The organism is Macrococcus armenti, from assembly GCF_020097135.1.
Taxonomy (GTDB): Bacteria; Bacillota; Bacilli; order Staphylococcales; family Staphylococcaceae; genus Macrococcoides; species Macrococcoides armenti.
The window spans coordinates 138131-160766 of the sequence record NZ_CP083608.1 but is presented as its reverse complement, the minus strand read 5'-3'; the positions used below and the strand labels follow the sequence as shown (position 1 = coordinate 160766).

At 37.4% G+C, this 22636-nt stretch carries 24 protein-coding genes; 4 read left to right on the top strand and 20 right to left on the bottom strand.

From position 1 onward, the window contains the following. The first annotated feature begins 28 nt into the window (after nucleotides 1-28). Complete coding sequence (locus LAU42_RS00840; RefSeq protein ID WP_224183861.1) at nucleotides 29-1060, top strand: SDR family oxidoreductase; 1032 nt, start codon at nucleotides 29-31, stop codon at nucleotides 1058-1060. A gap of 35 nt (nucleotides 1061-1095) precedes the next feature. Here LAU42_RS00840 and desA read toward each other — a convergent pair whose 3' ends face one another. From desA to LAU42_RS00805, 7 genes are all read right to left on the bottom strand, one after another. Beyond that, the gene (gene desA / locus LAU42_RS00835) at nucleotides 1096-2109 is read right to left on the bottom strand and encodes a Delta(5) desaturase DesA (protein WP_224183860.1); all 1014 of its coding nucleotides are present in this window, start codon (nucleotides 2107-2109) and stop codon (nucleotides 1096-1098) included. Nucleotides 2110-2353: 244 nt separating this feature from the next. Then, entirely contained in the window at nucleotides 2354-3364 is a 1011-nt protein-coding gene (gene moaA, locus LAU42_RS00830) for a GTP 3',8-cyclase MoaA (protein ID WP_224183859.1), read from the bottom strand. Further along, nucleotides 3345-3956 carry a molybdenum cofactor guanylyltransferase MobA gene (gene mobA, locus LAU42_RS00825; RefSeq protein ID WP_224183858.1) on the bottom strand — a complete coding sequence of 204 codons (612 nt, stop codon included), beginning with the start codon at nucleotides 3954-3956 and terminating at the stop codon, nucleotides 3345-3347. The genes moaA and mobA overlap by 20 nt, the downstream gene beginning before the upstream one ends. Continuing rightward, nucleotides 3957-4190 carry a molybdopterin converting factor subunit 1 gene (moaD, locus tag LAU42_RS00820; protein ID WP_224184708.1) on the bottom strand — a complete coding sequence of 78 codons (234 nt, stop codon included), beginning with the start codon at nucleotides 4188-4190 and terminating at the stop codon, nucleotides 3957-3959. Between the two features lie 4 nt (nucleotides 4191-4194). Further along, nucleotides 4195-4635, bottom strand: coding sequence for a molybdenum cofactor biosynthesis protein MoaE (locus tag LAU42_RS00815; protein ID WP_224183857.1), 441 nt, complete (start codon nucleotides 4633-4635; stop codon nucleotides 4195-4197). Further along, nucleotides 4622-5101: a molybdopterin-guanine dinucleotide biosynthesis protein B gene (gene mobB / locus LAU42_RS00810; protein WP_224183856.1), complete on the bottom strand. Its 480-nt coding sequence runs from the start codon at nucleotides 5099-5101 to the stop codon at nucleotides 4622-4624. The genes LAU42_RS00815 and mobB overlap by 14 nt, the downstream gene beginning before the upstream one ends. Next, nucleotides 5095-6339: a molybdopterin molybdotransferase MoeA gene (locus LAU42_RS00805; protein ID WP_224183855.1), complete on the bottom strand. Its 1245-nt coding sequence runs from the start codon at nucleotides 6337-6339 to the stop codon at nucleotides 5095-5097. The genes mobB and LAU42_RS00805 overlap by 7 nt, the downstream gene beginning before the upstream one ends. A gap of 63 nt (nucleotides 6340-6402) precedes the next feature. Here LAU42_RS00805 and moaC point away from each other — a divergent pair, with 63 nt between their 5' ends. Continuing rightward, nucleotides 6403-6879 carry a cyclic pyranopterin monophosphate synthase MoaC gene (gene moaC, locus LAU42_RS00800; RefSeq protein WP_101030932.1) on the top strand — a complete coding sequence of 159 codons (477 nt, stop codon included), beginning with the start codon at nucleotides 6403-6405 and terminating at the stop codon, nucleotides 6877-6879. Here moaC and LAU42_RS00795 read toward each other — a convergent pair whose 3' ends face one another. The 11 genes from LAU42_RS00795 to LAU42_RS00745 form a co-directional block, all read right to left on the bottom strand. Further along, nucleotides 6880-7380, bottom strand: a complete 501-nt coding sequence (locus tag LAU42_RS00795) for a MogA/MoaB family molybdenum cofactor biosynthesis protein (RefSeq protein ID WP_086037898.1) — start codon at nucleotides 7378-7380, stop codon at nucleotides 6880-6882. It lies immediately after the preceding gene. A gap of 11 nt (nucleotides 7381-7391) precedes the next feature. After that, nucleotides 7392-8381: a ThiF family adenylyltransferase gene (locus LAU42_RS00790; RefSeq protein ID WP_224183854.1), complete on the bottom strand. Its 990-nt coding sequence runs from the start codon at nucleotides 8379-8381 to the stop codon at nucleotides 7392-7394. Nucleotides 8382-8391: 10 nt separating this feature from the next. Beyond that, nucleotides 8392-9549, bottom strand: a complete 1158-nt coding sequence (locus LAU42_RS00785; protein ID WP_120786214.1) for a nitrate/nitrite transporter — start codon at nucleotides 9547-9549, stop codon at nucleotides 8392-8394. Between the two features lie 155 nt (nucleotides 9550-9704). Further along, complete coding sequence (locus LAU42_RS00780) at nucleotides 9705-10211, bottom strand: hemerythrin domain-containing protein (RefSeq protein WP_224183853.1); 507 nt, start codon at nucleotides 10209-10211, stop codon at nucleotides 9705-9707. Nucleotides 10212-10243: 32 nt separating this feature from the next. Then, the gene (locus LAU42_RS00775) at nucleotides 10244-10894 is read right to left on the bottom strand and encodes a response regulator (RefSeq protein ID WP_133433231.1); all 651 of its coding nucleotides are present in this window, start codon (nucleotides 10892-10894) and stop codon (nucleotides 10244-10246) included. A 10-nt stretch (nucleotides 10895-10904) separates the two neighbouring features. Beyond that, nucleotides 10905-11945 carry a sensor histidine kinase gene (locus LAU42_RS00770; protein WP_224183852.1) on the bottom strand — a complete coding sequence of 347 codons (1041 nt, stop codon included), beginning with the start codon at nucleotides 11943-11945 and terminating at the stop codon, nucleotides 10905-10907. Next, on the bottom strand, nucleotides 11932-12390 hold the full coding sequence (locus LAU42_RS00765; protein ID WP_224183851.1) for a GAF domain-containing protein: 459 nt from the start codon (nucleotides 12388-12390) through the stop codon (nucleotides 11932-11934). The genes LAU42_RS00770 and LAU42_RS00765 overlap by 14 nt, the downstream gene beginning before the upstream one ends. 31 nt (nucleotides 12391-12421) lie before the next feature. After that, nucleotides 12422-13099: a respiratory nitrate reductase subunit gamma gene (gene narI / locus LAU42_RS00760; RefSeq protein WP_224183850.1), complete on the bottom strand. Its 678-nt coding sequence runs from the start codon at nucleotides 13097-13099 to the stop codon at nucleotides 12422-12424. Beyond that, nucleotides 13092-13670, bottom strand: coding sequence for a nitrate reductase molybdenum cofactor assembly chaperone (gene narJ / locus LAU42_RS00755; protein ID WP_224183849.1), 579 nt, complete (start codon nucleotides 13668-13670; stop codon nucleotides 13092-13094). Before narJ ends, narI begins: the two co-directional genes overlap by 8 nt. Next, the gene (narH, locus tag LAU42_RS00750) at nucleotides 13663-15213 is read right to left on the bottom strand and encodes a nitrate reductase subunit beta (RefSeq protein WP_224183848.1); all 1551 of its coding nucleotides are present in this window, start codon (nucleotides 15211-15213) and stop codon (nucleotides 13663-13665) included. The genes narJ and narH overlap by 8 nt, the downstream gene beginning before the upstream one ends. After that, entirely contained in the window at nucleotides 15203-18877 is a 3675-nt protein-coding gene (locus LAU42_RS00745) for a nitrate reductase subunit alpha (protein ID WP_420908205.1), read from the bottom strand. Before LAU42_RS00745 ends, narH begins: the two co-directional genes overlap by 11 nt. A 205-nt stretch (nucleotides 18878-19082) precedes the next feature. On the opposite strand from LAU42_RS00745, the gene fdhD reads away from it, so the two are divergent. Beyond that, entirely contained in the window at nucleotides 19083-19871 is a 789-nt protein-coding gene (fdhD, locus tag LAU42_RS00740) for a formate dehydrogenase accessory sulfurtransferase FdhD (protein WP_224183847.1), read from the top strand. Between the two features lie 39 nt (nucleotides 19872-19910). Here fdhD and LAU42_RS00735 read toward each other — a convergent pair whose 3' ends face one another. After that, complete coding sequence (locus LAU42_RS00735; protein ID WP_224183846.1) at nucleotides 19911-20459, bottom strand: biotin transporter BioY; 549 nt, start codon at nucleotides 20457-20459, stop codon at nucleotides 19911-19913. Nucleotides 20460-20572: 113 nt separating this feature from the next. Next, nucleotides 20573-21484, bottom strand: a complete 912-nt coding sequence (locus LAU42_RS00730) for an ABC transporter substrate-binding protein (protein ID WP_224183845.1) — start codon at nucleotides 21482-21484, stop codon at nucleotides 20573-20575. Between the two features lie 156 nt (nucleotides 21485-21640). On the opposite strand from LAU42_RS00730, the gene LAU42_RS00725 reads away from it, so the two are divergent. Continuing rightward, nucleotides 21641-22609 carry an EamA family transporter gene (locus LAU42_RS00725; RefSeq protein WP_224183844.1) on the top strand — a complete coding sequence of 323 codons (969 nt, stop codon included), beginning with the start codon at nucleotides 21641-21643 and terminating at the stop codon, nucleotides 22607-22609. Nucleotides 22610-22636: the final 27 nt, after the last annotated feature.

The following is a 22636-nucleotide window of genomic DNA, read 5'->3' as shown; positions in this document are numbered from 1 at the left end:
ACGATAAAACTTATGGATGTGAAATAAATTGAATATATTTTTAACGGGTGCTACCGGATTTGTCGGTGCACAACTTATTAACGCGCTGCTTCGTAACGAAGATAATCATTTATATATTCTATACCGTGATGAAGCACGTAAAAACAAATTAATTACAACAACAAATAAAGATCGTCTTCACTTTATGAAAGGTGATATTACGACGCCACTTTGTGGTTTAGATGCAGCAACGATTGCGTCATTACCATCTATGGACTATTTTTATCATTTAGCGGCTTTAGTGAAGTTTGATGAGGAGTTGCGTGATGACTTATTCAACATAAACTATGAAGGTACATTACATGCACTGGATCTTGCTAAAAACTTGAACACGAATCATTTCTTATATGTATCTACGGCATACACAGTCGGAACGCATGAAGATGCTAAAGAAGCACTGCATCCGCTTGATACGCCAGTTAACAATCCATATGAAGCTAGCAAGATTAAAGCTGAACACGCTGTAGCCAATAGTGGCTTGACGTATTCAATTTTAAGACCTGCAATCATTATTGGTGATTCTGTAACGGGCGAGGCAGATTCTAAGTTTACGCTATACGGATTTATGAAAGCATTAAAAGTATTCAAACGTAAAATGGAACGTAAAGGGCTTCTCGACAAACAATCATTCCGATTATTTGCAGATAATAACTGCACATCTAACCTAGTGCCTGTTGACTACGTTGTTAAAGTACTGACGCATGCAATCCCTCATGCTGAACACAAAACGATATATCATATTACAAATAATCAACCACCAGAAAATTTAAAAGTACTTGAAATGATCAAGAGACATCTGCAGTTTGATGCATTAACTGTTGCACCAACATCAGCACGTTCTACAATGAACGCTGAGGAGGCTGTGCTTAACGGCTTTATCCATGTGTTTGAACCATATTTCAAAAAGTCTATCGTATTTGAAGAAAATAATACGAAGGCATTGTTAAGCAAAGTGAATGAATCGACACTACAACTTACAGACGATAATCTGGATTATATTATCGAAGTGTTCTTTAAATAAAAAACGAGAATGGAAACTAATTCCATTCTCGTTTTTTAGATCGTTCTTTTCTTTGCATAATTACGATAATAATCTTTAAATGTGATAAACACCTTTCTTTTCTCATCGTAAAGCTTATATTTAATTGTCTCCAGACTTTCTTTCAATGTGATTGTCGTCGCATACTGCAATGGTTTAACTTCTTCATGTGCAGTTTCGAGATAGTAATTGGGGATTCTCGGGCTCAAATGGTGTACATGGTGGAATCCGATGTTCCCTGTTAACCATTGGAGAAGTTTCGGCAATTTATAATACGAACTTCCTTCAACAGCTGCTTTCACGTAATCCCACTCAGAGTTCTCTTCAAAATACGATTCTTCAAATGTATGCTGAATATAGAACATCCATATACCAAGCATTGCTCCGACAAACATAATCGGCAGGAACACTGCTGCAAAGAATGCAAATCCAAAATTCCAGATAATTAATCCATACACGACTAATATCGCGATATTATGAAAATACGTATTTAATTTTTCTTTCTGCTTAGCACCTTTACTATTAATTCTGTTCGTCACAAACAATAAATATATCGGTCCTAAAACAAACATCACAAATGGATTACGATACATACGATATCCACGCTGCTTCCACTTACTTGCTGCTTCATATTCATCAATCGTCATCATCCAAATATCGCCGATACCCTTCTTATCAAGGTTGCCGCTTGTTGCATGATGAATATTATGCTCTCTGCGCCATTGCTGATACGGAAACATCGTCAAAAATCCAGTGAAATTCCCCATTGCATCATTCCACTTCTTATTCTTAAAGAACGAACCATGACAGCAATCATGAAATATAATAAACGTTCGAACTAGGAAGAATGCTGCCACAATACTAACAGCTACTGATATCCACGGGGAAACACTGTAACTCAACATACTTATCGCTACAAGTACTAAATAAGGAATCAGTGTATTCAGCACCTGGATTAAACTTATTTGTAGTGCTGATTTCTCATAAGGCTTAACCATCTTTCTTAACATTAACTTTTTGTCTCTTTCCATAAGTCACCTCTAAAATAAAATAATAATGAAACCACGATACCGAAAAGAATTGTTAGTTAATATTATTACCTAGTCCTAATTTTTATTACTACTCTATTATAACGTTTAATTCAAATAATAAAAGTAAAAAATAGCATCTCATCGAAAAAATTGATGAGATGCTATTTCAGTATTGGTTTACATATTAAAAATTACTTATATCTAAATTGCATATATTATAATTTGTATATTAATATAATAAATTTTATCCACCGATATAATTCATATTAATCTTTTTCTTTTTCCTTTGTTTCACAGTTTCCTCTGTACGTTCATCTGAATAGCGATCCTGACGTACAGACCATAAGGCTATAAGCTTATCCTTCAATGCTTGATCTGTCACACCACTTCTAATAAATGCTTTTAAATCATAGCCGTCCGTTGCAAATAAACAGCCAAATAGCTTACCATCGGAACTTAAGCGTGTTCTTGTACATGTTGAGCAAAATGACTCTGAAACACTTGTAATAAATCCAAGTTTCGCACCATTGTCATGGACATAATATTTCGCAACTTCACCAAAATATTTAGGTTGCTCACGTTTAATATTAAAATGCTCTGAAATGTGATTTATCATTTCCTGTTTCGTAATTACTTTATCAAAATTCCATCCATTATCATTGCCGACATCCATAAATTCAATAAATCGCAATGTTATTTTTTTATCTTTAAAGTACTTCACCATCGGAATCATCTGATGGTCATTCATACCTTTTTGGATTACCATGTTCACTTTAACTTGTAATCCGATAGAAACAGCATAATCAATTTGTTCTAATATTTGTTCTGCTTTTATACCACGTCCATTGACCGCTTCGAACGTTTCATCCAACGCATCTAAACTCACATTTATGCGACGTAAACCTGCATCGTATAATGCTTGTCCATGCTTTTTTAGCAATAATCCATTCGTCGTTAAACCGATATCTTCTATACCTTCTATCGCATTGATTTCCCGTATCAAATCCGGTAAATCTCTACGCAATAACGGCTCTCCACCTGTAATCCTTACTTTCTTAACACCGAGCTGTGCATATACTTTTGCAATACGCGTTAACTCTTCAAATGAAAGCAGTTCATCTTTCGGCAGAAAAACATAGTCATCACCAAATATTTCTTTCGGCATGCAATATGTACAACGGAAGTTACAGCGATCTGTTACAGAAATACGCAAATCTCTAATCGGGCGTCCTAATTTATCTGTTATTTGTTCCATTTGTCACCCTCCTTACGTTCTGTAAATCATTCTTTGTATTTATATTAGCATACCATTCGCTTTCGTCGCTTACTCCTGAAACGGGAATTAACTGCGCCTCAGCCGTCAATTGTTTTAATGCATAACGCTTTTGTCCTATACTTTCTCGTATAACAGGTAGTAACGAACGATGATAAATCGCAATTGTGCGATGTACTTGTAAGTTATCCTTATAACAAAGCGCATTTACACTTCGTTTATTAAAACAACTAATAAGATAGTTGATCGCTTCTGTTGTTATAAACGGTGTATCAACAGAGACGACGAAGTAACTTTCTGAAGCACTCGTTTCCATTACAGTGTATATACCTGACATCGGACCACAATCCGCTTCGATATCCGTAACTACATGCATATCAAGCTGTTTCTCTTTAATTTCCGATTCGAAGTATGATGTCATCTTTTTATTCGTACTTAAAACAATACGCGATACATCACTTTCTTTAAATGCTTCATATACATGCTCATAAAATGGTTTGCCATCGATTTTATGAAGTGCTTTATTGCTGCCAAATCGTGTAGAAGCACCTCCTGCTAATATCACACCTATCATTTAGCCACCACTAACAGGTGGGATTAATGCAACTACATCATGGTTATGGATTACATCTTCGTCACGGACAAACTCTTCATTAACAGCAATTTGAAATTGCTCTTCACGAATTGCCGGATACGTTTCATATAAATGATTTCTAAACTGATTTACTGTAATAGGTTCAGCAAACGAAAATTGATCTTCCGTGCGGTCCAGTTTTGCTTTAATATGTGCAAAATATAATACTTTCATCATATCACCCCTTATAGTTCGGATGGTAACCTCTTTGGCCACCGATCCACTGTTCTCCGTCTTCCCATATTTCTTTTTTCCATATCGGAACAATCTCTTTAATGCGTTCAATTGCATATTCATTTGCAGCGTAACTATCTTTTCGGTGTGGGCTAGAAACACAAATAACGACAGCAATTTCAGATACATCAAGATTACCGATACGATGTGCGATACTTACAATCGTCCCTGGCCATTTCTCATTGATTTCCTGCCCGATTTGTTCTAATTTCTTTTCTGCCATCGGTACATATGCTTCGTATTCCAGATACTCCGTTTTAATACCTTGTGTCCATTCTCTGACGATTCCCGTAAATACACATACTGCACCTTGATGAGGTGTTACCGTCATCTTGCGATAATGCTCAACATCTATCGGCATTGTTACAATCTCAAATTGTTTCACGTGTGTCACCTACCCAACTTTGTATAAATTCCTTAATCACTTGTTCGCTATCAACAGATGTATCTACCATTATTTTAATATTTTGTAACTGAGATAATGTCTCCTTATCTTCAGCATTGTTATAAAGTACAATTTTATCGTAATGTGCCTGTTTATAACCTTCTACAAGTACAATATCCTTACATGTTACTTCTTCTTCGATAATTGACTGGAGTTCAATCGATTCGTTTTTCCTCAATTTATGAATATACGCATATCCCTGAACGATGCTTTCATCTGCACCACTTTCTATATATGTTATATGATCACGCGTTCTTGGAATATCGATTTCCTGTCCGCCAATTTCACCATGGTGTTTAATAACAGACACTTCATAATTCATTGCTTTCAATTGTTTAATAATTCGATTCATCGTCGTTGTTTTTCCAGACTTTTTAAAACCGACGACTTGCAACACTTTTACCATGATGTATCCTGACAAGAAAGATCTGTTAACAGGACATCTACAGTGTCACCTTGTTTAAACCCTCTCGTTCCCCCAGGTAAAACAATCATGCTGTTACTTTTTGCAATAGCGATTACTGCATTACTCTTATTAAATCCACTCGGTGCTACCATCATATTACGGTAATCTAAATCTGCTCTTATAAACCTAGTAAATGGGTTTGCTTTCGTGAAGTCTTCAGAAAGCGTTGCTTTAATTACCGTCGGATATACTTCATTCTGCCCCATCATTTTACGCAGTACAGGTTTCGTATATAACTCAAACCCCGTATAACAAGCACTTGGGTTTCCGGATAACCCGAATAGAAATTTATCATCACTTACTGCAACAGTTGTTACGCTACCTGGTCGCATCGCAATTTTATTAAATAGTACTTCTGCTGAAAGCTTTTTATAAATTTCAGGCATGAAATCGAAGTCACCAACACTTACACCACCCGTAGTAATTACGATGTCATGTGCATCCAGTGCATTACGAACGACTTCGTATAGCGCATCGAAATCATCACCATGAACACGATAATCTTTCACTTCAATATCCATCGCCTTGCAAAGTGATGCAATCATCGGTCCATTCGAATTTCTAATTTTCCCAGGTGTAAGTGGTTCATTAATTTCTACAAGTTCTGAACCAGTAGCGATAAGTGCAACAGTTGGCTTTTGATAAACGTTCACGTACTCATACGAAAACGTCGCAAGAACTGCTATGACCCCTGCAGTAATTTTTGTCCCTTTCGGAATAACAACTTCACCTTGTTTACATTCTTCACCTTGCTTCGAAATGTTTTCACCCGGTGTAAAGGTTTTTCTCAGCGTAAATCCGTCTTCTGTTGGCGTCGTTTGTTCAAGCATTACGACAGCATCAGCACCTTTTGGAATTGGTGCGCCCGTCATAATACGTACTGCTTCGTTATCTTTTAGTTGTACATCGCTTACGTGTCCGGCGCCGATATGATCGATAACTTTAAATAATTTTCTTTCATCACCAGTTGCGCCTTCTGAAGATCCACTGACAATTGCAAAGCCATCATATGGTGACTTGTCAAACATCGGGATATCATACGTTGCAATAATATCTTCAGCTAATGTATCGCCCAAGCTATCAGTGTAGTACTTTTTTGTTACTGATTTATATTTAGCATATTTTAAACATTTATCTATCGCTTCAGTTACTGGAATGGGTGTACGTTTTTCAAGCATCGTTATCCTACTTTCTCTAAATGTAGTATGATAGTTATAGTATATAAAAAAGGAAGTGAAATAATGAATAATTTAACACACTTTAACGAACAAGGACGCGCTAAGATGGTAGATGTATCTGATAAGCCTATCTCAACGCGAACTGCTGTCGCTAAAAGTTCTATAAAAGTAAACGCAGTAATTTATGACCAAATTATCAACCACAAGAATAAAAAAGGCGATGTTCTTGGTGTTGCACAAGTCGCAGGTATTATGGCTGCAAAGAATACCGCACAAATTATCCCAATGTGTCATCCACTGAATTTAAGTGGCATCGATATTGCATTCGAATGGGACACGACTGATGGTTATGAAATATTAATCACTTGTACCGTTAAAACGACCGGACAAACAGGTGTTGAGATGGAAGCCTTAACGGGTGCAAGTGCTACAGCACTTACAATATATGATATGACAAAAGCAGTTGATAAAGGTATGATTATCGGCCCAACTTATCTCGAACATAAATCAGGCGGAAAAAATGGAGACTTTAACCGTTAATTACTTATTAAGCTCATGCACAATGTGATGGATTTCCTGTGTAATGAGCTTTTTCATTGCAAGATTTACTGCACCAACTGAGCCCGGTATTGAAAAAATTACCGTATTATCTTTCGTACCACATAACGCACGTGAAAGCATTGCGCGTGTGCCCACATCTTCTGTATAGCTTAAATAACGGAATATTTCACCGAAGCCTTCCATTTCTTTATCGATAATCGACGTCACCACTTCAATCGTAACATCACGTTTTGCAACGCCTGTCCCACCTGTCGTAATAATGACATCCACTTTGTCATGCAACAATTTCATAATACTCGCTCTAATATCAGCCTGATCATCTTTAGCGATTAAATAATGTTCACGTGAAACATCGATTTCGATATCTTTTAATTGTTCAATAATCGCTTTTCCGCCCTTATCTGTATCATAATCTCTCGTGTCACTTACTGTAATAACACCTACATTTAATTGTTTACGTACTTCATTAGAATGTTCCATTACTATCTCTCCTAACCAAATAATTGATGATAAACTTTCTTACCTTCAGCCATTGATTTGACGTCATGAATTAACATACGGCCACCTTTAAACCATACAATCGGATGATTATCAAACTTAAATCTTATAAAATAAGGCGTCTCCTGAAATATGATAGACAACGATTGTAAATGTTTCAACAAATCTTCATCACTGAACGCTGTCACAATCTGTAATGTATCTCTACCACATAACATCGTTTCATGCGTTTGCTGACTAAGTGCCGGGTATGATGCATGTGCCCCGCACGTTGAACAACGCTCATTAAACATTCTTGAAAACTTCAGTGCCGTATGATCCATCTGCCATACATCTCCGAATACTAATTTCGCATCGAATGGTGTATCTGTTAACAGTTTTAATGCATACATCATCTGAAAACTCGTTGCCATACTCACAGCGGGTTCTATAACACCTACTGTATCACAAGTTCTGTTCATTACGGGTAACATACCCATCACACAATTAAAGCAAGGTGTTACACCAGGAATGAAAGGACATGCTACATAAGTGGATTCTACACATGCACCATAAATCCATGGAATATTATATTTATAACAGAAATCATTAATAAGCAATCGTGTTTCAAAATTGTCGGTCGCATCTAATATACAATCACATTGCAAAAACGCCGCTTCTAAAAGCGGCGCATCAAGATGATTGATATATGTTTCAATTTGAATATCACTTCGAATTGCTTTAACTTCACGTTCACAAGCAATCACTTTAGGCGTCGCATCAATCGCATCTTGTTCCTTAAAAAGTGATTGTCGTTGTAAATTTGAGAGTTCAACATAATCGCGATCGACAATCACAATTTTACTTACACCGCATCTTGCCAAGGATTCTGCAAGATGCGTACCTAATGCACCACATCCTACAATACCAACAGTCTTACGAGAGAGTTTCTCCTGACCTTCCTGGCCGATACCATAAAATTTTATTTGTCTGTCATATCGCATATGTCATCCCCTAATTTCTGCCTTCTTTTTTGTCCATCCAGAACATTGTTATTAATGCAATTATACCAAACACTGCAAGGAAGGCAAAAGCTGGCTTGTTTGTACCGAAGTTTGCTGCACAAGCGGCAATAACTAGTGGCGGGAAGAAACCACCTAAACCACCCATCATTGAAACGATGCCGTTTACAATACCAGCTTGTTTAGAGTAATACGTTGGTGCTAGTTTGAAAATTAGTCCATTTCCTAAACCGGCACATGCTGAAATAATTAAACATCCTGCAGTAAAGAAGAAAATTTGATGGTTAATAGATAACATTGCAGCACCAATAATTAAACCAACGAATACAACTTTAAGCACGTCCATAGCACGTAATTTATCACCGAGCACTCCACCAATTGGACGAAGCAACGTTGCAATCGCAATAAATGTACCTGTACGAACACCAGCATCTACTTTATCTAAACCGAAGTTGTTAACTAAAAAGTTTGGTAAAAATAATCCGAATGCTACGAATGAACCAAATGTAATGAAGTACCAGAAGCTCAGTAAGTATAATTTATATTCCGGTAACACACCTTTAATTTGATCCATTAATGGTTGCTTTACTTTAGGTTCATCTTTATCCCCTAATAAGAAGTTCAGTAAAGCAAATAATGCCATAACGACTAAATAAGATTTAACAGTATTGCTCCATCCAATTGCATTCGCAATCGGTGGTGCTGCAAACGCTGATACAGCAGTTCCGATATTCCCCATTCCATAAATACCATTCGCTAAACCATGCTTTTCTTTCGGGAAATATTTCGGTACACTCGTAACACCTACTGAGAAGATTGCACCACCAACTCCTAGAAAAAGTCCTGCAACCATAAGCATCGTTGTTGATTGTGCCATACTCAGTAAGAATACAGGAATTAATAAAAAGATAAATGAGAATAAAAATACTTTTCTTGCGCCGATTAAATTAGCATAATAGCCTAGAGGAATACGTAATATAGATCCAAGAATTACTGGAATTGCTAAAATAATCGCTTTTTGACTTTCCGGAATCGTAAATTCCTGTGACATAAATGGCATAAGTGGCGCAATAATTGTCCATGCCATAAATCCTGCAACTAAACTTAACGTCTGTAAGGGTAATTGTACTTTACCTGTTGATTTGTTCATCGTCTTCACCTTTTTCATAAGTTTGTGATTTACTATACAAATATATTTTAAGGTGATTGTGATTCATTTAACATTGGGGAATTCCCCCTATGTATAGGTTAAATCCCTATATAAGAAAAAAGATTCGAAACACGGTATCGTTTCGAATCTTATTCTTATATTATCTTCGTATTAACAGCCTCAAGCAAAGTTTCTTCGTCTTTAATTTTGAATACTTTCTCAGCCATCTGGAACAGTACACTTTCTTCTTTGTACATATGGACCATACAAATTTCGTACCCTTCATTTAAATCGTTTAATAGCAGGTTAATGTCTTCTGTACTGAGTTCCATCATATTCGTAACACCGATAAAATGATTGAAATATTGTGCCATCTCATCATGTTCTGCCTCTATTGTGATTATCGGACCTTGATCTGTTCCGATGTAACTTCCGAGAATCGGAAAGAAAAATCGCTCTTCTTTTGCCTGGTGTTTATCAAGAATTGGCAGAAAATCCGATACTTTCTCTTTTAACATTCTTAACTTATGATACTTCGATAACATCGCGTCCGTCTGCTTTACATCCATCATTATCTGATACCATTCGTGAAGTAACGATCGAATGAGCAGATGTTCATTCTCTAATATACGAAGTGCTTTCATCTTTGTTTGAAATTGCATCACGTCACTACCTTTTTTACGGAGTTCCTCATTTAAAACTCAAGTAATTTTTTCTTAAGCGCATATTCCACAAGTTCCGGCTTACTTTTAAGCTCCAGCTTGTCCATAATTCTCGCTTTATGTGCCTCTACTGTTTTAACAGAAACAAAAAGCATTTCTGCAATTTCTTTATTACCATATCCTTTAGCAATTAAAGGCAGTATTTCTAATTCTCGTTTCGTTAATATCTTTAAATGGTCATTCTTTGCCGAATACTCTGTATCGTGATGTATGAGTTCATGTACAAGAGAAGTTGCCATCTTCGGATCTATATAAGTTCCTTCTTTGTAAACTGTCTGTACAGCTTTAACAAGCTCTTCATCTGGTGCGTTTTTAAGAATATAACCGTTCGCACCATTTTTTAGTACATGAAATAAATACTCTTCATCATCATACATCGTTAATATTAATATCTTCGTTTCTGGGAATGCTTCTTTAATCTTACCCGTCGCAATCAATCCGGATTCTCCAGGCGGCATACTCAAATCCATGATTAACACGTCCGGTTTATGCTGAGACACCTTTTGAAATGCCTCCATACCGTCAGCCGCTGTCGCAACAACTTCCATATCTTCCTGATAATTTAAAATCATTGAGAATCCTGTACGCACTACCGCATGATCATCCGCAATTACTATTTTCATTTATATCCCCCTAAAGTGGGATGGTTAATGTTACAAACGTACCTTTGCCCTTTTCGCTATTTATCTCAACGTGTCCGTTGACGATAGCTGCACGTTCCTGCATACCAAATAAGCCAAGTCCGGAACTTTTCGGTGTCTCTCCTGGTGTAAACCCATCTCCACTATCACTTATTTCTACTGTTAATTCTGAATCATCTTTTTGTATCAGCACATTGACTTCATCTACGTCTGCATACTTTAAAGCATTTAATATCGCTTCCTGCGTTATTCTATACACTGATGTTTCAATCTCATTCGAAAAACGCATATCCTGAATATTCTCATCCATAATCACTTCAAGCCCATAACTTTTCTCAAGTTGTTTGAAGTGAGACTTAAATGCAGCTACAAGGCCTAAATCATCGAGTGATGACGGTCTAAGTTCCAGCGACAAGTTACGAATATCATCCATAAGTCGTGATATCGTGCCCTCCATAAGCTGAAGGTGTTTTTCTTTCTCTTCTTCAGTTTTATACTTCAGTAGTCTGATGTCAACTGATACGTTTAATAATTCCTGAATAACACTGTCATGTAATTCTCGTGAAATTCTTTTGCGTTCATTTTCCTGAGCACTCATAATCTTTTGAGTAATCGTTTTTTGATGCAATATTTCCTGCGTTTTTATTTGTTGGGAAATATTTTGTAATGTCAGAACTTTAATGCCTTTTAACTGCTTTAATACAACATATGAAGCAGAATAAGGTTTCGGCTCCCCCATTTCATCCTTCAGGAAAATCTGGAATGACTGATTATTTTCTTCACGTTTAATAAAACAATCTCTGCACGCCATTAACGCATGTTCACTTGTTACACCGAGACAAGTACGACAAAGGTTTCTCGTAAGGCCTGCAATATTATCATGCATATGAATTACTTTTTCTGCTGCTTCATTCATCTTCAGAATACGATTATCCTCATCAATAAAAATGATGATTTCATCTGTATCATGATAAAACGCATCAATTAGTGCACTTTCAAGTTGCTGTTCAGGATATGTTTTAAATTCGGACACTATTAATCACATCCTTGCGATAGAAAGCACCTAAACCTTTATCTAACTGTGCTTTTAACTGTTCGTGCATTGTAAGCGTAAAAGTTCTCTTATTTCTATTACCTATGAGTAATACCGCGGCAACTTGATTATATTTCCATAATGGTACCGCAAGAAAATTTGTAAGTTTTTCGAAGCGAATGATTGGAAAATCAAACATGTGTGATTGTAAACTGCTGGATGCTACATCAAGTTCCATCCAGTCACGTCCAGTTTTTATAACAATCCCTGCGACGCCTTTTCCTTTTTTTAATTCTATCTTCTTATATCTTTCATTTGTTTCACCAGTAACATATAGCCAATGAATATCTGTCTGTAAAATTAAATCAGAAGGCATCGCGAGTCCGATAAAATCTACATCTAGAGATTCTCTCAATTGATCAATGATTATTTGGTAATCATACATCTCTTTCACTCCTTTGCCTTCTGATTATAACTTATTGTTTATGTTTACGATATAATATATGGCTACGTCCTACATAATTTACCGGCACACTCCATACATGTACTAATCGTGTAAACGGCCATAGCGCTGTAATTAAAAATCCTGTTAATACGTGTATCTTAAATGATAACGGTACACCTTCCATGTAGCCCGCTTCAGGTCTTAATATAAGCAATCCACGGAACCATTCAGAAATAGTATTTCGGTAATCAAAATCAGGTATCGTCGCATTCGTTACAATCGTTGAGTAACAGCCGATAAACACGATAAATAACAATAGAAAATTCACAAGTATATCTGATAATGAACTTAACTTTCTTACATTTTCATTTGTTACGCGACGTGCTGTTAATAACAACATACCAATCAAAGTCACGATACCGAATATACTTCCGATATATACTGCACCAATGTGATATAAATGGTCACTAACACCGATTGCTCGCAACCAGCTTGCAGGAATTCCAAGACCTACTACGTGCCCCATAATAACTGGAATAATCCCTAAGTGGAATAAAATACTGCCCCACATCAATGACTTCTTCTCTACAAATTCACTCGACTTTGCCGTCCATGAAAATTGGTCATACTTAAATCTAAAAATATGGCCGATAATAAATATTGCGATACAAGCATACGGATAAATTACCCACAGTAATTGATCACCCATTTACCGTCACCTCATTCTCGTCTTTAATTAAACATGCTTTGCACGTTTCTCTTATTGCTAATATTAGATGATAATAAGGGCTCTTAATGTGATCTAATGCTTGTAATAAGTTATACGTCCCATCTTCAATGACCATTAATAACAGCCCCATACTTTCTTCCGCACGGTCATCTCCGCGCCAGTCTGCTGCATAAATAAATTCGCACATTAATGGCAGGAAATCTGACAGTTCAGATGATGGCATTTCAAGGCCAAACATTTCATATAACACTTTCAGACGTGCAAGCATTTGTCCGCGTTCTTTCTTATCTTCAAACTTAACATATGTCATGTACAATGTCGTTTTCTTCTCAAAGTCGAACGTTGATGTATATACTTCCTGAATTTCAGATAAACTGATTTCATGCATATTTTTCCAGTATTGATTTACCGCTTCGTATGCTGGATGGTCTTCTGCAAATACCCCATCAAATTCTCTCGGATGAAAATTTAATTTCTCAGGATAAACGAGCTGGTGGCTAAAGAATCCGAATGCTCGTTTATAGTCATAAAGTTTATTTAAATCAATCACGCCAAATGCCTCCGTAGAAGTTGTCTTCATAAACTTCTTTACCAGATTTTCCAGCCGGAACTGGTCCACAACCATCACAATCCGCACCGAAGTTATCGCTCGTATAACCCTCGCCACCTTGAGCGCTATACGTATTCATGTACCCTTCTTTATGCGATGTTGGAATAACAAATCGATCTTCATGCTTCGCGATTGCGAGTAAACGATACATCTGCTTCACTTGATGTGCTGTCATACCAACACGATCTAAACGCGACTCATCAAAATCTTTACCACTTGAAACGGCTCTCATATAGCTACGCATCATCGCCATACGTTGAAGCGCTTCTTTTACAGTTTTCGCATCGCCTGCTGTTAACATATTCGCTAAATATTGAATAGGTAAACGCATTTCTTCAATTGCAGGGAAAATCATATCTGGATTTTTAATCGAATCTTTACCTTCAAAGTAGTTCATAATCGGGCTTAATGGCGGGCAGTACCACACCATCGGTAATGTACGGTATTCCGGATGTAATGGGAATGCAAGTTTATATTCAATTGCCAGTTTATACACCGGTGAGTTTTGAGCTGCTTCAATCCAGTCCTGCGCGATACCATCACGTTCAGCCTGTGCAATTACTTCAGGATCATGTGGATCTAAGAATAAATCAAGTTGTGCCTGATATAAATCTTGTGGATCTTTCACAGTTGCTGCTTCTAATACGCGGTCAGCATCATATAGTAACACACCTAAATAACGCATACGTCCTGTACATGTTTCAGAACAAACTGTCGGAAGCCCTGCTTCAACACGCGGGAAGCAGAATGTACACTTCTCAGCTTTATTCGTTTTCCAGTTGAAGTAAACTTTTTTGTAAGGACAACCTGTCATACAATATCTCCAGCCACGACATGCATCCTGGTCGACAAGCACGATACCATCTTCATCTCGTTTATACATCGCACCACTTGGGCAACTTGCGACACAAGATGGGTTTAAACAGTGTTCACATAACCTTGGTAAATACATCATAAATGATTGTTCGAAATTGAATTTTATTTCTTCTTCAATCTTTTGAATGTTTGGGTCTGTTGGTCCTGTAATATGTGCACCTGCTAAATCATCTTCCCAGTTTGGTCCCCATTCTAAGTCCATCTTTTTACCTGTTACTAATGATTCAGCTGTTGCAACTGGTGAATGCTTTTGTTCTTTTGCGTTCGTAAGATTTGCATAGTTGTAAGTCCATGGCTCATAATAATCTTTCATTTCTGGCATATCAGGGTTGTAGAAAATTTTCCCTAAAGCAATTTTAGAAAGTTTAGAACCTGATTTAAGCTCTAGTTTACCTTTACTGTTTAATTGCCATCCCCCTTTATATACTTCCTGGTCTTCCCAGCGTTTCGGATAACCGATACCCGGCTTTGTTTCTACATTGTTGAACCACATGTATTCAGCACCTGGACGGTTTGTCCACGTACTCTTACATGTAATACTACACGTATGGCATCCGATACATTTATCTAAGTTCATTACCATTGCGACTTGTGCTTTAATCTTCAAGCCAATCAACCTCCTTCATCTTACGTACAGCAACGTAAACATCACGTTGGTTACCAATCGGACCGTAATAGTTAAATCCGTAACTAATTTGTGCATAGCCACCAACAAGTTGTGTTGGTTTTAAGTGAATACGTGTTGGTGCATTATGTGATCCACCACGTGTATCTGTAATTTCAGAACCTGGTGTTTGAATATGTTTATCCTGTGCATGATACATAAACATTGTGCCGCGTGGCATACGGTGCGATACAACAGCACGCGCTGTCACCAAACCGTTACGGTTATAAACTTCTAACCAGTCGTTATCATTAATATCATGTTGCGCTGCATCTTCGTTACTGATCCATACTGTTGGACCACCGCGGAATAATGTTAGCATGTGCAAATTATCCTGGTATGTTGAGTGGATATTCCACTTACCGTGCGGTGTTAAATAGCGTAATACTAAACTATCAACGCCACCTTTAACCTTTTTGTCTTTCGTACCGAATACCATTGGTGGTAATGTCGGTTTATAAACAGGCAGTGACTCACCGAACTGCTGGAACACTTCGTGGTCGATATAATAACTTTGACGACCTGTTAACGTTCTAAACGGAACGAGACGTTCAATGTTCGTCGTAAATGGTGAATAACGACGACCTAATTTATTTGAACCCGGGAATACTGCTGTCGGTATAACTTCACGCGGTTGTGCTGTAATGTTCTGGAATGTAATTTTTTCAGCTGCACGTTCTGCTGAAATATCCTTTAATTCCATACCTGTCTGATTTTCTAAATCTTCATATGACTTTTGTGATACGTGACCGTTTGTTGCTGATGAAACATTCAGGATAACATCTGCCACGCGTTTTGCTGTATCAATTCTTGGCAATCCATTTTTCACTGTGTCGTCTTCGTAAGTACCAACCATCGCGCGTAACTCATTGTATTCTTCTTTAACGCTGAAGCTTACGCCGTGTGCACCAACTTTACCATTTTCCAGTAAAGGTCCTACTGATACATATTTATCGTACACATCTGTATACGTACGATCTACAACTGCAAATCCTGGCATCGTTTTACCTGGTACTGCTTCTACTTCACCTTTCGTCCAGTCACGAACGATTCCCATAGGTGTCGAGATTTCCTGCTGTGAGTCGTGTGCAAGTGGTGCAGTGACAACGTCCTTGAATGTACCTTTTAAGTGACGTTCTGACATTTCAGAGAATGTCTTCGCGATTGATTTATAAATATCCCAGTCACTTCTTGACTCCCAGAGCGGATCGACCGCCGGGTTAAACGGATGTACAAATGGATGCATATCTGTAGAAGATATATCATGCTTCTCATACCAAGTCGCAGCCGGTAATACGATATCTGCATAAAGTGGCGTTGTTGTCATACGGAAGTCAAGTGCTACTAGTAAGTCTAATTTACCTTCAGTATCTTCACGCCATACGATTTCTTCAGGTTTTTCAGTTTCATTTGGTTCAGCGAGTAAACCATGCTTTGTACCTAATAAATGTTTCATAAAGTACTCTTGTCCTTTTGCTGAAGAAGAAATTAGGTTAGAACGCCATACGAATAATGTTTTCGGGTGGTTCTTCTTATTGTCTGGATCTTCTACTGCAAATTTCGTTTCACGTGATTTAACGCTTTCAACAGCACGTTTTAAAACTTCTTCATTCGTAAAGTTACCCGCTTCACGCGCATCTTCACCGAATAATAAGCTATTCGTATCAAACTGCGGATAAGATGGCAACCATCCGAGACGTGCAGCAAGTACATTATAATCTGCCGGGTGCTGATGTTTTACATTCTCAGCAAGTGGTGATGTTAATGTATCTACGCCTGACTCTTCATATTTCCACTGATCTGTAGCAAAGTAGAACCAGCTCGTTGCGTTTTGTAATCTTGGTGGTCCTTGCCAGTCTTTTGCGAATGCAATTGTTGACCAGCCTTCAATCGGACGACATTTCTCCTGACCTACATAGTGTGCCCAGCCTCCGCCGTTTACACCTTGTGTTGCACATAATGTAACTAAGTTTAATACTGAACGATAAATCGTATCTGAGTTAAACCAGTGGTTGATACCTGCACCCATAATAATCATAGAGCGTCCACCTGTATCGATTGCATTTTGTGCAAATTCTCGACCGATCTGAACAACGATTGATTGTTTTACACCTGTAATTCTTTCCTGCCATGCTGGTGTGTAAATAGAGTTTTCATCGTCATATCCTTGCGCTTCTAATGCAGTATTGAAGCGATTAACACCATATTGTGAAAGCATTAGATCATAAATTGTCGCAACATATTGCTCCGTACCATCTGCAAGCGTTACTTTCTTCGCTGCAATTGGACGTTTGAACGTTCCGTTACCTGCGTTATCAAAGAATGGGAACACAATTTCTACAACTTCATGATCTTTATCTTTAATCGTCATTGCAGGGTCAATTTTAGTACCGTCTGTTGTTTCTAATTTAATATTCCACTTCACATCTTTTTCCCATCGTTGTCCCATCGTACCGTTAGGCACAACAATTGAATCTGATATATCATCATATACGACCGGTTTCCACTCGCTATGTTCAGAAGTATCTCCTAAATCGCTTGAACGTAAGAATCGTCCTGCTTTTAATGTATCTTCATGTTTATCTAACATAATTAAGAACGGCATGTCTGTATATTGTTTTGCGTAATTAATAAACATTGGTTCCTGGCGCTTTTCATAAAACTCATCAAGAATAACGTGCGTCATACCTTGCGCAAGCGCCGCATCTGTACCAGGATTCGGTGCTAACCAGTTATCTGCAAACTTAACGTTTTCAGCATAGTCTGGAGCAACTGATACAACTTTCGTTCCTTTATATCGTACTTCTGTCATAAAGTGCGCATCCGGCGTACGTGTTAATGGTACGTTAGACCCCCACATAATAATATATCCGGCATTATACCAGTCACTTGATTCTGGTACGTCTGTCTGCTCACCCCAAATTTGCGGTGATGCAGGTGGTAAGTCCGCGTACCAGTCATAGAACGATAACATTTCTCCACCAAGTAACGAGATGAAACGTGCACCTGATGCATACGAAATCATACTCATCGCAGGAATTGGTGTAAACCCTGCGATACGGTCGGGACCATATTTTTTAATCGTATAAATTAATTGCGCTGCAATAAGTTGTGTCACTTCACGCCAGTTTACACGTACGTGACCACCCATACCACGCGCTTGCTTATAAGATTTTGCTTTTGTTTCATCTTCAACAATTGATTGCCACGCACGAACCGGATCTCCAGTTGTTTCTAAAGCTTCCTGCCACATACGCCATAAAACACCGCGTACATACGGGAACTTAATGCGTAACGGACTATATTCATACCAAGAGAATGAAGCACCACGTGGACAGCCACGGGGTTCAAATTCCGGCATATCCGGCCCACATGATGGATAATCGATTTGCTGGTTTTCCCATGTGATAATGCCGTTTTTCACGAATACTTTCCATGAACATGAACCAGTACAGTTTACACCGTGTGTCGTTCTTACAACTTTATCGTGACTCCAGCGTTGTCGGTACATCTTTTCCCACTCGCGACTTTTCTCTTCTAACACTGACCAATTTCCATTGAACTTTTCTGTAGGTTTAAAGAAACGTAATCCTGTTCCTATTGCCATTTACAACACTCCTTTTAGACATTTGCCCTCTTACTATAGATTATGAAACTTTTCACAAAAGAGAGCCATTGGGGAATGTCCTAAAGTATGTAGGGGAATCCCTATAGGTTAAAATAAAAGAAATCATTGAAAAATTGAACTTTTCAAGTAAATGACAATTACGTAGCATACATAATTTGATATGATATATAAAGGGGGAATTATTATGACGCATGAAGTTTACGTTACAAACAAAATAATGAGATTTGAAAATGATGCATTGCATGAAGTCAGTGATCAAATTGCAACAGAATTCCCACTAACGATCTACATTAATAACGAAGAGTTTGCAACGATTGTGTGCACACCTGAATATATGGAAGAACTAATTATCGGTTTCCTCGCATCAGAAGGTATTATCCGAAAGTTCAGTGACATTGAGAAATTCCATCTTGATGACTCTAAAGGACTATGTCATATTACGCTTTCACATGCGATTCATTCAATACACGCAAATCATTCTAAACGGCTGATCAGTTCCTGTTGTGGTAAAAGTCGTCAGTTTTACTTTGTTAACGACATGCAGACATCTAAAGTGTCGACTACTGACAAAACGATAACACCAGAAGAAGTTATCCGCATGATGCAGCATCTCCAAAGTGAAAGTAAGGCATTTCAAGTTACAGGAGGCTTGCATAATGCCGCAATTAGTGACGGTGGCAACTTCTACTTACACCGAACAGATATCGGTCGACATAATGCGATGGATAAATTATACGGACACTGCATTTTAAATCGAATCCCGATTAAAGATAAAATATTAATATTCTCAGGTAGAATCTCTTCAGAGATATTGATAAAAGCCTCTAAAATCGGCGTCGGGATAATATTAAGTAAATCTGCACCGACAGATCTTGCTATTAAGCTTGCCGATGACTTAAACATTACCGCAATCGGTTTTATAAGAGATGATAGCTTTAATGTATATAGTCACCCTAATCGTTTAATTACATAAAACATGTATAATAAAAAGCGCCTACTCAGGCGCTTTTTATTATATATTTAAGCTTCTCTTCACTTGTGGGTTTTTTCGTAAACTTACAGCAAGTATTGCTGCCAGTAATGCTTTAATGAAATCACCTGGCAAGAATACTAATACAGACATATATGCCTTTATTAAATCCATATGTAAGTTTTGTGACATAAAAGCACCACCGATTAAGTTACATAAGATGACACCGACAAGCGCATTAATGATAAATACTTTCCATACTGAAAGTTGTTTCATCTTATCTGTAAATAATCCAATTAAATACGCTACAACAATGTATGACAATAAATATCCACCTGTCGGACCGAAAAATAATGCAAATCCTCCGCGGCCACCTGATAATACAGGTGCACCGACTGCTGCAAGTAACAGGAAGATGAGGACAGCAATTGTTCCTTTCTTACGCCCTAATAAACAACCCGCTAACATAATACCTAAATTTTGCAGCACGATTGGTACTGGTAATCCAGGTACCGGAATTGGTGGAATAATCCCCATTGCAGAAATTAATGCTGCAAACATCGCGATGATGACTAAATCTTTTAATTTCATTTCTTTTACCTCTTTTCAACAGAATAAATTTATTTTACAACAATCGTCAACTGTTTAAAATATAAAGTTGACAATTAAGGTAAAATAACGGCCGGAATATCCAGCCGTTATCATTATTTTAAGTTCATTAACTTCTCTTTTAATACTTTTCTCTGATGTTCTAACGAGATTGGATCGTTAAACCAGAAATCCTCCGCATCATATTCTACGAGACGATTATTTTTAACTGCGTCCATGTTTTTCCATAAGCTTGATTCTGTTACCGTGTTGCTGACTGCACCTGAATCACTAGATACAAGTACAACATCACCTGCATATTGGCCTAAGCTTTCAGAAGACACTTTCTTCCAGCCTGTTGGTTTAACATCTTTTACGATTTTATCCTGCATCTTTAAACCGAATGCCTGATAAATAATCTCTGAACCACGTCCCCAATTATCTCCGTATACATAAATTTCTTTCTGGAAGAACTGGAAGATAGAATATGTTTTGTCAGCACCAAGATGTTTCTTAATTTCTTCTCCATCTTTTTTCGTTTCTTCATGCCACTTATCGACAAAAGCTTTTGCCTCTTTTTCTTTACCTACAATTTTACCTAGTAATTCGTGTACTTCTAAATAACCGTGTTTTGTATATGTGAAAGGAATTGTCGGCGCTATTTTCTCATATTTCTTGTTATCTTTATCTGTATCAAAAGAAATAATTAAGTCTGGTTTTAATTTCGCAATCTTCTCGATATCGCCAGGATTTAATTGTTCTACACCTTTTAACTTAGGTTTTAAAATATCAGATTGGAACGCATATTGATCTGCACCAACTGGAGTTACTCCTAAATCAATTAAATTCCCTGCATAACTCGCACCCATTACAACGATTCGCTTCGGTGCTTTAGGAATCTTGATTGTTTTACCGCTATCTGTTTTAAATTCAACTTGCGCATCTGTACGCTCTGTTTTTGTTTCTTTACTACCACATGCTGCAAGCACTACGATACATGCAACAATTAACATGAGCAATTTCTTCATTCATTCTTCCTCCAATTGATATTGATTATCATTACCAACCAATTATATAAAGTACATGCTATAAAAGCAATATATTTTTTTAAGCGTTATAACATTGAAATTCGCATATACAATCTCTATAATCTTTAATAATACGCTTTATAAGGGGTATACGACATGAGTAACACAACTAAAGGCATTATCCTTGTAACATTAGGCGCAATGTTCTGGGGAATCGGTGGAACAGTATCTCAGCAAATGTTTCAGACATTCAATCTGCCACTGGATTGGTTTATTACTGTACGATTATTTTTTAGCGGCATATTCTTATTACTTCTTGCTTTAATAAGAAATCAGCCGATATTCCACGTGTTTAAAGATCGTTACACGATGGTTCACCTAATCATCTATTCGATATTCGGTATGCTGGCTGTGCAGTATACATTTCTCGCATCAATAGAAGCAGGTAACGCTGCTGTAGCTACATTACTGCAATATTTAGCACCGATTGTCATTCTTATATTTCTACTTGTTACACGTAAAACAAGTTTCAGAGTCATTGACTTTATCATAATAGCTGCTTCAACTTTCGGTACTTTTCTACTATTAACAAGCGGCAATATTAATAATGTTGTAGTTGCACCTGCAGCCATTATATGGGGATTACTCAGCGCTGTAGCTGCTGCATTTTATACGATGTATGCCGGAAGACTATTCATTCATCATAAGCCCCTTGTCATTATCGGATGGGCAATGTTGTTTGCAGGAATTTTCATCAGCGTGTTTAACCGTCATTGGCATATCAATCCTTTTTCAATGGGAGGCACTGCTGTTATGTACCTTGCTTTTGTTATCATCGTAGGTACCGCTTTAGCGTTCTTCCTGTATTTACTCAGCGTAAAATTTATCGATCCACAGCTTACAGCACTGCTTGGATGTATCGAACCACTAACTGCTGTGATTTTAAGTATTATATGGTTAAAGCAGCCATTTGATTTTATTCAAGTTATCGGGATGATGATTATTCTCGGCGTTGTCCTATTTATATCAATGATGAATTCAAAAAAAAAAAGACATCATAGTTTGAGAGATATATTATTATCTCTCTTTTTATTTAAATGCTTATCTTCAATCTTTAAGATATAATGATATCAATACTATAAAAGCAGGGAT

Bases quoted from the DNA above. Each gene is read 5' to 3' on its own strand.
- desA (WP_224183860.1), bottom strand. From the start codon at position 2,109: ATGGAAAGAGACAAAAAGTTAATGTTAAGAAAGATGGTTAAGCCTTAT.
- moaA (WP_224183859.1), bottom strand. From the start codon at position 3,364: ATGGAACAAATAACAGATAAATTAGGACGCCCGATTAGAGATTTGCGT.
- mobA (WP_224183858.1), bottom strand. From the start codon at position 3,956: ATGATAGGTGTGATATTAGCAGGAGGTGCTTCTACACGATTTGGCAGC.
- moaD (WP_224184708.1), bottom strand. From the start codon at position 4,190: ATGAAAGTATTATATTTTGCACATATTAAAGCAAAACTGGACCGCACG.
- mobB (WP_224183856.1), bottom strand. From the start codon at position 5,101: ATGGTAAAAGTGTTGCAAGTCGTCGGTTTTAAAAAGTCTGGAAAAACA.
- LAU42_RS00805 (WP_224183855.1), bottom strand. From the start codon at position 6,339: ATGCTTGAAAAACGTACACCCATTCCAGTAACTGAAGCGATAGATAAA.
- moaC (WP_101030932.1), top strand. From the start codon at position 6,403: ATGAATAATTTAACACACTTTAACGAACAAGGACGCGCTAAGATGGTA.
- LAU42_RS00795 (WP_086037898.1), bottom strand. From the start codon at position 7,380: ATGGAACATTCTAATGAAGTACGTAAACAATTAAATGTAGGTGTTATT.
- LAU42_RS00790 (WP_224183854.1), bottom strand. From the start codon at position 8,381: ATGCGATATGACAGACAAATAAAATTTTATGGTATCGGCCAGGAAGGT.
- LAU42_RS00785 (WP_120786214.1), bottom strand. From the start codon at position 9,549: ATGAACAAATCAACAGGTAAAGTACAATTACCCTTACAGACGTTAAGT.
- LAU42_RS00780 (WP_224183853.1), bottom strand. From the start codon at position 10,211: ATGCAATTTCAAACAAAGATGAAAGCACTTCGTATATTAGAGAATGAA.
- LAU42_RS00775 (WP_133433231.1), bottom strand. From the start codon at position 10,894: ATGAAAATAGTAATTGCGGATGATCATGCGGTAGTGCGTACAGGATTC.
- LAU42_RS00765 (WP_224183851.1), bottom strand. From the start codon at position 12,390: ATGTATGATTACCAAATAATCATTGATCAATTGAGAGAATCTCTAGAT.
- narI (WP_224183850.1), bottom strand. From the start codon at position 13,099: ATGGGTGATCAATTACTGTGGGTAATTTATCCGTATGCTTGTATCGCA.
- LAU42_RS00745 (WP_420908205.1), bottom strand. From the start codon at position 18,877: ATGGCAATAGGAACAGGATTACGTTTCTTTAAACCTACAGAAAAGTTC.
- fdhD (WP_224183847.1), top strand. From the start codon at position 19,083: ATGACGCATGAAGTTTACGTTACAAACAAAATAATGAGATTTGAAAAT.
- LAU42_RS00735 (WP_224183846.1), bottom strand. From the start codon at position 20,459: ATGAAATTAAAAGATTTAGTCATCATCGCGATGTTTGCAGCATTAATT.
- LAU42_RS00730 (WP_224183845.1), bottom strand. From the start codon at position 21,484: ATGAAGAAATTGCTCATGTTAATTGTTGCATGTATCGTAGTGCTTGCA.
- LAU42_RS00725 (WP_224183844.1), top strand. From the start codon at position 21,641: ATGAGTAACACAACTAAAGGCATTATCCTTGTAACATTAGGCGCAATG.